This is a genomic window from Arthrobacter sp. Y3221114 (assembly GCF_059092625.1).
Window position 1 is genome coordinate 379,137 of the sequence record NZ_JBNHHW010000001.1, and the last position, 11,776, is coordinate 390,912.

At 66.7% G+C, this 11,776-nt stretch carries 12 protein-coding genes; all 12 read left to right on the forward strand.

Annotation, left to right across the window (positions count from 1 at the left end; genetic code table 11):
• Positions 1-154 precede the first annotated feature (154 nt).
• The 12 genes from arc to tatC all read left to right on the forward strand — a co-directional run bounded on the left by arc (position 155) and on the right by tatC (position 11,753).
• The gene (arc, locus tag AC5RV3_RS01785; RefSeq protein ID WP_493987534.1) at positions 155-1,843 is read left to right on the forward strand and encodes a proteasome ATPase; all 1,689 of its coding nucleotides are present in this window, start codon (positions 155-157) and stop codon (positions 1,841-1,843) included.
• 14 nt (positions 1,844-1,857) lie between these two features.
• On the forward strand, positions 1,858-3,456 hold the full coding sequence (gene dop / locus AC5RV3_RS01790) for a depupylase/deamidase Dop (RefSeq protein ID WP_494121007.1): 1,599 nt from the start codon (positions 1,858-1,860) through the stop codon (positions 3,454-3,456).
• Between the two features lie 42 nt (positions 3,457-3,498).
• Positions 3,499-3,702 (forward strand): ubiquitin-like protein Pup, encoded by a 204-nt coding sequence (locus AC5RV3_RS01795; RefSeq protein ID WP_493978456.1) that lies wholly within the window; start codon positions 3,499-3,501, stop codon positions 3,700-3,702.
• A 3-nt stretch (positions 3,703-3,705) separates the two neighbouring features.
• Positions 3,706-4,542, forward strand: coding sequence for a proteasome subunit beta (prcB, locus tag AC5RV3_RS01800; protein ID WP_494121008.1), 837 nt, complete (start codon positions 3,706-3,708; stop codon positions 4,540-4,542).
• 2 nt (positions 4,543-4,544) lie between these two features.
• Complete coding sequence (gene prcA, locus AC5RV3_RS01805; RefSeq protein WP_494111156.1) at positions 4,545-5,276, forward strand: proteasome subunit alpha; 732 nt, start codon at positions 4,545-4,547, stop codon at positions 5,274-5,276.
• A 2-nt stretch (positions 5,277-5,278) separates the two neighbouring features.
• A complete protein-coding gene (pafA, locus tag AC5RV3_RS01810; RefSeq protein WP_494120682.1) occupies positions 5,279-6,640 on the forward strand; it encodes a Pup--protein ligase in 1,362 nt (453 codons plus the stop codon).
• Between the two features lie 85 nt (positions 6,641-6,725).
• Positions 6,726-7,634, forward strand: coding sequence for an FKBP-type peptidyl-prolyl cis-trans isomerase (locus AC5RV3_RS01815; protein ID WP_494111158.1), 909 nt, complete (start codon positions 6,726-6,728; stop codon positions 7,632-7,634).
• 73 nt (positions 7,635-7,707) lie between these two features.
• The gene (locus AC5RV3_RS01820; protein WP_493978452.1) at positions 7,708-8,103 is read left to right on the forward strand and encodes an FKBP-type peptidyl-prolyl cis-trans isomerase; all 396 of its coding nucleotides are present in this window, start codon (positions 7,708-7,710) and stop codon (positions 8,101-8,103) included.
• A gap of 113 nt (positions 8,104-8,216) precedes the next feature.
• Positions 8,217-10,214 carry a helix-turn-helix transcriptional regulator gene (locus AC5RV3_RS01825; RefSeq protein ID WP_494120683.1) on the forward strand — a complete coding sequence of 666 codons (1,998 nt, stop codon included), beginning with the start codon at positions 8,217-8,219 and terminating at the stop codon, positions 10,212-10,214.
• Between the two features lie 10 nt (positions 10,215-10,224).
• A complete protein-coding gene (locus tag AC5RV3_RS01830; RefSeq protein ID WP_494111160.1) occupies positions 10,225-10,560 on the forward strand; it encodes a hypothetical protein in 336 nt (111 codons plus the stop codon).
• 42 nt (positions 10,561-10,602) lie between these two features.
• Complete coding sequence (gene tatA / locus AC5RV3_RS01835; protein WP_494111161.1) at positions 10,603-10,887, forward strand: Sec-independent protein translocase subunit TatA; 285 nt, start codon at positions 10,603-10,605, stop codon at positions 10,885-10,887.
• Between the two features lie 47 nt (positions 10,888-10,934).
• Positions 10,935-11,753, forward strand: coding sequence for a twin-arginine translocase subunit TatC (gene tatC, locus AC5RV3_RS01840; protein WP_494121009.1), 819 nt, complete (start codon positions 10,935-10,937; stop codon positions 11,751-11,753).
• Positions 11,754-11,776 lie beyond the last annotated feature (23 nt).

Here is an 11,776-nt window from a genome sequence, read left to right on the forward strand (position 1 = left end):
CGTTTTCTTTCGTATACAGGTGCAGCCGGCTCGGGTGCCGGTTAGTGTCTAGGGAAGGAACCGATCACGGAAGCAGGTCGCGGTGATGAACGACCACCAGAACCAGAACAACCAACCGGCACCGGCTGAACGGCAGGACGACCAGCGCGACGCGTTGACGGTCGCCCAGCGCCAGATCAACGTACTGCGCGACAAACTGCGCCATTTGGACAAGCAACTGGCAGCAGCCACGCAAAACAATTCCCGGCTGGTCTCCACCCTCGAGACCGCGAAGACCGAGATCGTCCGGCTCAAATCCGCCCTCGAACGCGACGGTGAAACCCCCTTCAGCTTCGCGACCATCACCCAGGTCAACAAGGCACAAAGGCCGCGGCCGGGCACGAGCAACGCCGCCATGGTGCAGGAGAGCGTTGACATTGTGCAGTCCGGGCGCAAGCTGCGCGTTGCGGTCAGTCCCCTGGTCAAGATGGACCACCTCGCTCCCGGCCAGGAAGTCCTGCTCAATGAATCGCTGACGGTGATCGCCGCGCTCGGCTTCGAGCGCTCCGGCGAGTTGGTCACCATCAAGGAAATGCTCGACGGCGACCGCGTGCTGGTGGTCGGACGGGCCGACGAGGAACGGGTCGTCAAGCTGTCCGGCGCCCTGCGGACCGAACGGCTCCGGGTCGGGGACGCAGTGTCCATCGACGCCCGCAGCGGTTACGCCCTGGAAAAGATCCCGCGCAGCGAGGTGGAAAACCTCATCCTCGAGGAGGTGCCGGATATCTCCTACGAGGACATCGGCGGCCTGGGTCCGCAGATCGACCAGATCCGCGACGCCGTCGAGCTTCCCTTCCTGCATCCCGACCTCTACCGCGAGCACGGGCTGAAGGCACCCAAAGGCATCCTGCTCTACGGCCCTCCCGGTTGCGGCAAGACGCTGATCGCCAAGGCCGTGGCCAACTCCCTGGCCGCCAAGGCCATCGAGCGCAACGGCACCGACACCCGCAGCTACTTCCTGAACATCAAGGGACCGGAACTGCTGGACAAGTACGTGGGCGAGACCGAGCGGCACATCCGGCTGATTTTCGCCCGGGCACGCGAGAAGGCGTCCGACGGAAGCCCGGTGGTGGTCTTCTTCGACGAAATGGATTCGCTGTTCCGTACCCGCGGCACCGGTGTCTCCTCCGACGTCGAAACGACCATCGTGCCGCAGCTGCTGTCCGAGATCGACGGCGTGGAGAAGCTGGAGAACGTGATCGTCATCGGCGCCTCCAACCGCGAGGACATGATCGACCCGGCCATCCTGCGCCCCGGGCGGCTGGACGTGAAGATCAAGATCCACCGGCCGGACGCCGAGGCGGCCGCGGACATCTTCGCCAAGTACCTCACCACCAATCTCCCCATCCACGCCGAGGACCTCGCCGAGCACGGGCAGGACCGCAAGGCCACCATCGACGCGATGATCCAGCGCACGGTTGAGGAGATGTACTCCACGGACAAGTCGAACGAGTACCTGGAAGTCACCTACGCCAGCGGCGACACGGAGATGCTCTACTTTAAGGACTTCAATTCCGGTGCCGTCATCCAGAACGTGGTGGACCGGGCCAAGAAGAACGCCATCAAGGACCTGCTGACCAACCAGCAGAAGGGCCTGCGGATCGAACACCTGCTGAGCGCCGTGGTGGACGAATTCCGCGAGCACGAGGACCTTCCTAACACCACCAATCCGGACGACTGGGCGCGGATATCCGGCAAGAAGGGCGAACGGATCACCTACATCCGCACCATCGTGCAGGGCAAGGCCGGGCAGGAGGCCGGCAAGGCCATCGAAACAATGTCGAACACGGGGCAGTACTTGTGAGCGTCTATCGCGTGATGGGTTCGGAGACGGAGTATGGCATCCATGCTCCCGGCGAACCCCTGGCCAATTCCACGGTCCTCTCCTCGCAGGTGATCAACGCGTATGCGGCGACCATGCGGAAGGGCCTGGGGAACCTGGCCGGCACCCGTTGGGATTACACCGACGAGGAGCCGCTGCACGATGCCCGTGGATTCGACCTTTCGCGCGACCAGGCGGACCCGTCACAACTGACCGATGTCCCGCCGATCCTCGACGCCGAGCAGATAGCACTGGCCGGCGGCCGCGCGGCCGGCAATGAGTTCTACACGGACGAAGCCTCCGGCGTGCTCATGAACATGGTGCTCGGCAACGGGGCCCGGCTGTACGTGGACCACGCCCACCCGGAATACTCCTCGCCCGAGGTGACCAACCCGCTGGATGCGGTGCGCTGGGACAAGGCGGGCGACGCCGTCGTGCTGACAGCGATGCGCCGGATTGCCGCCACGCCGGGGTTCTCACCGGTGAACCTGTACAAGAACAACACCGACAACAAATCGGTCTCCTATGGCGCGCATGAGAACTACCTGATGCCGCGCAGCGTGCCGTTCAACCGGATCGTCACGGGTTTGATTCCGTTTTTCGTGTCCCGGCAGGTCGTGTGTGGTGCCGGGCGGGTGGGGCTGGGCAGCAACGGCCGCACCCCGGGCTACCAGGTCAGCCAGCGTGCGGACTTCTTCGAGGCCGAAGTGGGGCTGGAGACCACCATCCGAAGGCCCATCATCAACACCCGTGACGAACCGCATGCGGTCGCAGACAAGTACCGGCGGCTGCACGTGATCATCGGCGACGCGAACCTGAGCGAGGTGTCGATTTTCCTGAAGATGGGCACCACCGCCCTGGTGCTGTCCATGATCGAACACGGGGAAGTGCCGGACCTCCAGCTGGCAGACCCGGTGCAGGCCCTGCAGGCGATCAGCCACGATCCTTCCCTGCAGCAGAAGGTCCCGCTCAAGGACGGCAGCATGGTCACCGGCCTGGACCTGCAGGAGATCTACCTGCAGGCGGCGGTGGAGCACTGCCGCCGCCACGACACCGACAGCGGACAGACCGCGGACGTGCTTCGGCGCTGGGCTGAGGTGCTGGACACACTGCGCCGCGACCCGATGGACGCCGCCGACCAGCTGGACTGGGTGGCCAAGCTCAAGCTGCTGCAGGCGTACCGGGACCGGGACAGCATGGAATGGGGCGACCCGCGCCTGGGCCTGATCGACCTGCAATATGCCGACGTCCGGCCCGAGAAGGGCCTCTACCACCGCCTGGCGGCACGCGGCCGGATCCGGCGGTTGCTCTCGGACGCCCAGATCGAAGCCGCGGTGGGCGAGCCGCCGGAGGACACCCGGGCCTACTTCCGCGGAAAGTGCATCCAGCACTTCCCCCAGGAGGTGGTCGGGGCAAGCTGGGACTCGGTGATTTTCGATCTTCCCGACCGGCGCCGGCTGCAGCGCATCCCCACCCGCGAGCCGTTGCGCGGCAACCGCGAACTCACCGGCAGGCTCTTCGAGCAAGCTTCGTCCGCGGAGGACTTCATCACGGCGTTGCTGGGCCCCGCGAACGAGCCCCACGTGGCAACATAAGCACTAGGACCGAGTCGACCGTCCCACCAGAAGGAGGCCATCATGGCAACCCAGGACCGCAAGAACGTGGACTCGCGCCGCGACGACGAAGAGTACGACGACGAGCCCACGCCCGAGCCTGCCGCCGCACCTGCCGCGCAGGCCGAGACCGAAGGCACCGATGATCTGCTGGACGAGATCGACGGCGTGCTGGAACAGAACGCGGAAGAATTCGTGCGCGGTTTCGTGCAGAAGGGCGGGCAGTAGTTGATGGACATGCCGGCCGGCGGTCCGGGCTCCGTTTTCGCCCAGATTTCCCATTCAGCCACCGCCTCCTTCAGCGAGTACCTGGCGCGCACCGCCCCCGACCTGCTGCCGGGCGCCCGCGGAGCCCAGCAGCTGCCGGCGGGGGCGGCACCGATGGTGCCGCACGCCACCACCATCGTCTCGATGACGTTCGCCGGCGGCGTGCTCATGGCCGGCGACCGACGGGCAACGATGGGCAACCTGATCGCCAGCCGGCACATCGAAAAGGTCTTTCCGGCCGATTCCCATTCGCTGCTGGGCATAGCCGGCACCGCCGGCATCGCCCTGGACATCACGCGGCTCTTCCAGGTGGAACTTGAGCACTACGAGAAGATCGAAGGCACGCTGCTCAGCCTGGACGGCAAGGCGAACCGACTGGGCGCGATGATCCGGTCGAACCTGCCGATGGCGATGCAGGGCCTCGCCGTCATTCCGCTGTTCGCCGGTTTCGATGCCGAGCGCCGGGTGGGCCGGCTGTTCTCCTACGACGTAACGGGCGGACGCTATGAGGAGCAGGAGCACCACAGCGTGGGGTCCGGATCCGTCTTTGCCCGCGGGGCGCTGAAGAAGCTCTGGCAGCCGAATTTGGAGGAGGCGGCAGCGGTCCGCGTGGCCATCGAAGCCCTGTACGACGCCGCCGACGACGACTCGGCGACCGGGGGACCGGATGCCGTCCGGCAGGTGTGGCCCGTGATCTACACGGTCAACGCCGCCGGCGCCCGCCGGATTTCGGAGCGGGAGCTGGCCACCACGTCCGAGGCCGTCATCGGGGCGCGCGCCGTGGCCGGACGGGAGGCCTGAGCATGACGCAGCAGTTCTATGTCTCGCCCGAACAACTGATGAAGGACCGGGCGGACTTCGCCCGGAAAGGCATCGCCCGGGGCCGTTCGGTGGTCGTGCTCAGCTGCTCCGAGGGGATCGCGCTGGTCGCCGAAAACCCCTCGCCGGCGCTGCACAAGATCGGGGAAATCTACGACCGGATCGCCTTCGCCGCGGTCGGCAAATACAACGAATTCGAAAGCCTGCGCCAGGCCGGTGTCCGCTACGCCGACGTGCGCGGCTACTCCTATGACCGGGACGACGTCACCGGCCGCGGCCTCGCCAGCGTCTACGCGCAGAGCCTGGGCGCCGTCTTCACCGCCGACAGCAAGCCGTTCGAGGTGGAGCTCGCCGTCGCCGAGGTCGGCGATACGCCCGCCGAAGACCGGCTGTTCCGGCTGACCTTCGACGGGTCCATCGCCGACGAACGCGGCTTCGTGGTGATGGGTGGCTCGGCCGAGGCGGTGGGCGAGAGGCTGCGCGGCAACTGGGCCAGCGAGCGGGACTTTTCCGGCGCGGTCCGCGCAGCGGTGGCCGCCCTGTCGGGCGGGACCGGCGAGCAGGACGCCGGGCAGGGCAGGGAACTGCGTCCCGAGGGACTGGAAGTCGCCGTCCTGGACCGCGACCCGCTGTCCAACCGGGGGAGCCGGCGTGCCTTCCGCCGGTTGCCAACCGCTGAGCTGACCCGGATTTTAGGCGAGGAAACGGACGGCTAGCCATGGATCGACGCATCTTCGGGATCGAGACCGAATTCGGCATCTCCTATTCGGCGCCGGATTCGCGCCCGCTCTCGCCCGAAGAGGTGGCCCGCTACCTCTTCCGCAAGGTGGTCACGTGGGGCAGGTCATCCAACGTGTTCCTGACCAACGGGTCACGGCTCTATCTGGACGTCGGCTCCCACCCGGAGTACGCGACCGCGGAATGCGACGACGTCGCCCAACTGGTGGCGCAGGACCGGGCGGGTGAATTGATCCTCGAAGACTTAATGAACGAAGCCCAGGAGCGCCTGGCGCGGGAGGGCTTCGGCGGCAGCGTCTACCTGTTCAAGAACAACACCGACTCTGCCGGGAATTCCTACGGCAGCCACGAAAACTACCTGATCCCGCGCAAACTCGAATTCTCCCGGCTCGCCGACATCATGATTCCGTTCCTGGTGACGCGGCAGATCCTGGTCGGGGCCGGCAAGGTGCTCAAGACGCAAAACGGGTCCATCTACGCCTTCTCCCAGCGCGCCGACCACATTTGGGAGGGCGTCTCGTCCGCCACCACCCGTTCACGACCGATCATCAACACGAGGGACGAACCGCACGCAGATGCCGAGTACTACCGGCGCCTGCACGTCATCAACGGCGACTCGAACATGTCCGAGGCCACCACCATGCTCAAGGTCGGGACGGTGGACCTGCTCCTGCGGATGATCGAAGCCGGGGTCATCATGCGCGATCTCCGGCTGGAAAACCCGATCCGCAGCATCCGGGACATCTCGCATGACCTGACCGGCCGCAGGCCGCTGAAACTGGCCAGCGGGCGGGAGATGTCCGCGCTGGCCATGCAGCAGGAATACCTGTCCAAAGCGCGCGTCTTCGTCGAGGCCAACGGGGCACACAACCCGCACGTGGAACGCATCCTCGATTTGTGGGAACGGACCCTGGCGGCAGTCGAATCCGGCGACCACCGCGGCATTGAGCGGGAGATCGACTGGGCCATCAAGAAGCGGCTGATCAACCGGATCATGGACCGCCAGTCCATCGATCTGGATTCGCCGCGCATCGCCCAAGTGGATCTGACCTACCACGACATCTCCAGCCGGCGGGGCCTCTACCACCTGCTGCAGGCCCGCGGGGAGGTGGCACGGGTGGTGGAGGAACAGGACGTCAAGGACGCCGTGGACCGGCCGCCGCAGACCACCCGCGCCAAGCTGCGCGGCGACTTTGTCCGCGCGGCACGGGAAAACGGCCGCGACTTCACGGTCGACTGGGTGCACCTGAAGCTCAACGACCGCTCCCAGCAGACCATCCTCTGCAAGGACCCGTTCAGGAGCGAAGACCCACGGGTCGAGGCACTGCTCGCCACCTTGTGACCGCCACCGCATATTCTAAGCGGACCACCAGATTTCTCTGCGAGAATGTCCCGTGCCCGCAAGTCCCGCGATAAGAAAGTCGATTGTGCGCAAAATACTCTCCATCCTCCTGCCGGCCGCCTTGCTGCTCACCGCGTGCGGCGGTAACGACGCTTCGGGCTCGGACAGCCTGGATGACATCTCCGTGACCTCCGGCGCCGAGGGCGCCGCCCCCACCGTCGACTTCTCCGCGCCGCTGGAGCTGCCCGAATCCCGGGCCGAAGTCATCACCGAAGGCGAGGGGGAGGGTGCTGCCGCGGGCCAGTGGATCCGCTACCGGCTGCTGGCCAAGGACGCGGTCACCGGTGAACAACTGGGCGAAACCTACTCCGGCCTGGCCGACCAGACGGTGGAACTGAGCGAGGGCTTCGAAACCGCCGACCCGGCCCTGTACGAGGCGCTGCTCGGCTCCAACCCGGGCAGCGAGATCGCCTACTACGTCCAGCCGCCGGCAGACGCCGGTGCTTCCGCGCCCGCCCAGAACCCGCAGCTGCTCTTCCTGACGGTGCAGGACGTCAAGGACAAGGGCGTCAAGGCCGATGCGGCCGAGGTCGCCGAACTGGAGAAGGCCGGCAAACTGCCGGAGATCACGCTCGACGACGGCGGCGTCCCCTCGGTCAAGATTCCGGAGGGCAACGACGCACCGGACAACCTCATCGTCAAGGTCATCGAAGAAGGCGACGGCAAGGAAGCCACCGAATCCAGCACCGTGAAGGCGAACTACGCGGGGTGGAACTGGGCCGCGGGCACCGAATTCGATTCCAGCTTCTCCCGCGGAGAAGCGACCGAATTCCCGCTCGACGGCGTCATCGAAGGCTGGACCAAGGGCCTGGCCGGCCTGAAGGAAGGCTCGAAGGTCATGCTGTCCATCCCCACCGAACTGGCCTACGTCCAGGGCCAGGGAGATGCTGTGGGTGACCTCATCTTCTATGTGGAGCTGACGGAAGTCCGGTAAGGGATGCCCCCGCGCGGTACGGTAACGTAGCCGACGGCAGCACCAGATACACGTCAAGCAAGAGAGGTTCAGCATGTCTTTTGGCAAGCGCGAATACGACCGCACCAAACCTGAGATCGACTTCCCCGGGACCGAAACCCCGCAGGACCTGGTGATCGAAGACATCATCGTGGGAGACGGCGCCGAGGCCAAGGCCGGCGACACCGTGTCCACCCACTACGTAGGCGTTGCCTGGTCCACCGGCGAAGAGTTCGACGCATCCTGGAACCGGGGCGCACCGCTGGACTTCCGCGTCGGTGTCGGCCAGGTCATCCAGGGCTGGGACCAGGGCCTGCTGGGCATGAAGGTGGGCGGCCGCCGCCGGCTGGAGATCCCGGCCCACCTCGCATACGGCGACCGCGGCGCGGGGTCCGCCATCGCGCCGGGCGAATCGCTGATCTTCGTGGTGGACCTGCTCGGCGTCCGCTGAGCCTAAGAAACCGAAATGCCAAGGGCGGAGCGACGGAGAACGTTAGTTCATCGTTACTCCGCCCTTCGGTGTTGACTTCACCCCGAAAGCCCGGAGCCAGTAACGTTTCAACTATGTCCGCCTCCAAGACCGAACGACTCCTCAACCTGCTGATCGCGCTCCTGGAACGTCGCCGCGGCTACAGCAAGGAAGAGCTGCGCGCGTTGATCCCGCCGTACCGGGAGGCGAACTCCGACGACGCCTTCAACCGCCTGTTCGAGCGGGACAAAGAGGACCTGCGGGAAATGGGCATCCCGGTGGAGACGTTCCCGGACGACACGCTCTACGAAAACGACAACAGCGGGCTGCGGTACCGGATTGACCGGAACAAGTACCGGCTGCCGGAACTCAACTTCAGCGCCCGGGAGAGCGCCGTGCTCTCGCTGGCCTCGCGCTTGTGGCAGCAGGCCTCGCTGGGGTCCGCAGCCGCCCGGGCCGTGCGCCGGCTGGACGTACAGGGAGCCCTGGCCGAGGGCGATCCACTGATCGGGGTGGAACCGCGCATCCGCACCTCGGAGCCGGCCTTCGAACCGTTGCTCAAGGCGGTGCTGGACCACACGCCCGTCTCCTTCGACTACCGGTCGCCCAAGGACGGCCGGCCGCAGCCGCGGCGGGTCGAGCCCTGGGGGCTGGGCAACCGCTACGGCCACTGGTACCTGGCCGGGCGGGACCTGGACCGGGACGCCCAGCGCACCTTCCGGCTCTCCAGGGTCACCTCCACGGTCAGGAAGCTGCCCGGGACGTACGGCATCCCGGAAGGCTTCGCCATACGTACGGTGCTGGACGGGCTGCAGGCGCCGGAGGACACGGGGACGGCTGTGCTCCTGCTCCGGCAGGACAAAGCCAACTCGCTTCGTGCGGCCGCGGCCGCCGCCGACGGCGTCCGGCCGCCGGCGGGCTGGGACGCGGTGGCACTTGGCTACGGCGACGCGGAGGTGCTGGCCGAGGAAATTGCCTCGCACGGCGCCAACGCCTTGGTACAGGGTCCGGACGAGCTGCGCGGCGCCGTGGTGCGCCGGCTGGAAGCCGCCCTGGCGGCCGCAACCCAAGCACCGCCGTCGTACTCCCTGCTGGAGGACGGCTCACGGCCGTCACGGAAGACGGGGTCCCTGGACCATCTGCCGCGGCTGCTGGACCTTGTCTCCTACGTCACGGCGAACCCGGGCGTGCCGCTGGACGCTACCGCCGAGAAGTTCAAGATCAGCAAGAACCAGCTGATCAAGGACCTGAACCTGCTGTTCGTCTGCGGGACTCCCGGCTACGGCCCCGACCAGCTCATCGAAGCCTTCTGGGAAGACGGCACCATCTCCATCAACAACGCCGACGAGATCGACAAGCCGGTACGCCTGAGCCTGGACGAGGCGCTGTCGCTGGTGGTTGGCCTGCAGGCCCTCGAGACCGTGCCCGGGGTGGGGGAGCAGCCCGCCGTGCGCAGCGCGCTCAGCAAGCTGCTGGCGGCGGCCGGCGGTGTTGCCGCCCGCCATACGGCGATCGCCGCGGATCTGGCGGCGGAGGACAGCACGCCCGAGGTGCTCGCCCTGCAGGAAGCCGCGGCCTCCCGGCAGAGCGTGGACATCGACTACCTCGTGCCGTCGCGGGATGAGATGACGAACCGTCGGATCGATCCGCTCCGGGTCTTCGCCGTGGACGGTCACTGGTACACCGAAGCCTGGTGCCACCGCCAGCAGGCCGTGCGGCAGTTCCGGGTGGACCGCATGCGCTCCCTGGCCGCCACCGGCGAGCACTTTGAGCCGCCGGCCGAGCGGAGCAGCGAATTCCCCGACAGCCTGTTCACCCCGCAGGAGACGGACCAGGTAGTGGTGCTGCGGATCTCCGAGCGCCTGGCCGAACTCGCCGACCGGTACAACGCGCGGCGCCGCGCGGTCCTGGAAGACGGTTCGCTGGCAGCCGAAATCCGGTTGTCCACGACGGCGGTGCTGCCGGGCCTGGTGGCACGCCACGGCGGCGAGGTCGCCGTGCTGGAACCGGCGGAGGCGGCAGGCCAGACCCGGGAATGGCTGCAGCAGGCGCTCGAGGCCTACCGCGCGGCGCCGGCTTCCGCCGGAAGCTAGAGTGGAGAGCATGCCCCTCTGGTTCTGGATCCTGCTCTGGGTTGCCCTCTGCGCGCTGGCCCTGGTGTTCATCGCCCTGCTCGGCTGGCGGATTTTCCGCCAGTTCGTGCGAACTTTGCGTGAATTCGAGGCGGCGGCCGACCGGCTGGGCGCCGGACTCCAGACGGAACAGCAGCCCGCCGAACCGCACAGCCCCCGGCTGGCCCTCTTTGCCGATCCCGCGGTACTCAAGGAGGAATACTCCCTGGGCAAGGAGCGGCGGCGCGAGGAGCGGCGGCAACGCAGGTTTGCCCGGCGCGCGGCCCGCGGACAGCGGCAGTCCCTCCGGGATCTGCGGCTGTCCTGACCCGCAGATGGCATAGGATGGACTAGACGAAAGGAACCACGCATGGGACGACTCTTCGATAACCCCTGGACCATCATTATTCTGGTCATCATTGTGCTGCTGCTCTTTGGCGCACCGAAGCTGCCGGGCCTTGCCCGGAGCCTGGGCCAGTCCATGCGGATCTTCAAGTCCGAGGTGAAGCAGATGAAGGACGACGACACGTCCGCTGCCGGCCCGGAATCGGAACCCGTCGAGGGCCGCGTGGTCAACCCGCCGCGGAACAATACTGACAACCGCGGACAGCAGCCGAATGCGAACGGCGGATCCCCATCGCCGCACCAGCAGTAAGGGCCGTGGCCGGTAAGAAAGGCCGTAAGGCCAACCCTGAGGGGCGGATGCCGCTCAAGGCCCATCTGAAAGAACTCCGCAACCGGCTCATCGTTTCCGGCATTGCCGTCCTGCTCGGCGCAGTCGCCGGCTGGTTCCTGTACGACCCCGTGATGGTCGCGGTCCAGGCGCCGCTGATGGAGATCTCGGCGGAAGAGGGCCGGCGCGCCGAAATCAACTACGGCAGTGTCGGCTCACCGTTCGACCTGAAGATCCAGGTCTCCATCTTCCTGGGGCTGCTGGTCAGTTCCCCGGTGTGGATCTACCAGGTGTGGGCCTTCATCACGCCCGGCCTGAAGACCAAGGAACGCCGTTACACGCTCGGCTTCATGTTCGCCGCGGTGCCGCTGTTCCTGCTCGGTATCTACTTCGGCTGGATCGTGCTCCCGGAGATCGTCAAGGTCCTGACCATGTTCACGCCCGAAGGCGGCGTGAACCAGATCCTGGCCACCGACTACCTGACGTTCGTGATGCGGATGTTCCTCTCGCTCGGCATCGCGTTCCTGCTCCCCGTGGTGCTGGTGGGATTGAATTTCGCCGGCCTGCTGTCCGGCCGGCGGGTCATTAAGAGCTGGCGGATCGTGGTGTTCGTGGTCTGCCTGGTGGCTGCGATGGCCGCCCCCGGCCCGGATGCCATGTCCATGTTCCTCCTGGCTGCCCCCTTGCTGGCGTTGTTCTTCGTGGCAACCGGCATCAGCCTGCTCAACGACAAGCGGCGGGAAAAGCGGCGCAAGATCCGCGAAGCGGACGTCGCCGCCGGTGTTGACCAGGCCACCCCGCTCGAACAGCTCAAGGCCGACGACGGAGAGCAGGACGGGGCCAAATAGGCCGCGGCCGGTCCGGGTCGGCG

Coding starts and splice junctions, on each gene's coding strand:
- AC5RV3_RS01825 (WP_494120683.1), top strand. CDS start 8,217: ATGTCCGCCTCCAAGACCGAACGACTCCTCAACCTGCTGATCGCGCTC.
- tatA (WP_494111161.1), top strand. CDS start 10,603: ATGGGACGACTCTTCGATAACCCCTGGACCATCATTATTCTGGTCATC.
- prcA (WP_494111156.1), top strand. CDS start 4,545: ATGACGCAGCAGTTCTATGTCTCGCCCGAACAACTGATGAAGGACCGG.
- pafA (WP_494120682.1), top strand. CDS start 5,279: ATGGATCGACGCATCTTCGGGATCGAGACCGAATTCGGCATCTCCTAT.
- AC5RV3_RS01795 (WP_493978456.1), top strand. CDS start 3,499: ATGGCAACCCAGGACCGCAAGAACGTGGACTCGCGCCGCGACGACGAA.
- prcB (WP_494121008.1), top strand. CDS start 3,706: ATGGACATGCCGGCCGGCGGTCCGGGCTCCGTTTTCGCCCAGATTTCC.
- tatC (WP_494121009.1), top strand. CDS start 10,935: ATGCCGCTCAAGGCCCATCTGAAAGAACTCCGCAACCGGCTCATCGTT.
- AC5RV3_RS01830 (WP_494111160.1), top strand. CDS start 10,225: ATGCCCCTCTGGTTCTGGATCCTGCTCTGGGTTGCCCTCTGCGCGCTG.
- AC5RV3_RS01820 (WP_493978452.1), top strand. CDS start 7,708: ATGTCTTTTGGCAAGCGCGAATACGACCGCACCAAACCTGAGATCGAC.
- dop (WP_494121007.1), top strand. CDS start 1,858: ATGGGTTCGGAGACGGAGTATGGCATCCATGCTCCCGGCGAACCCCTG.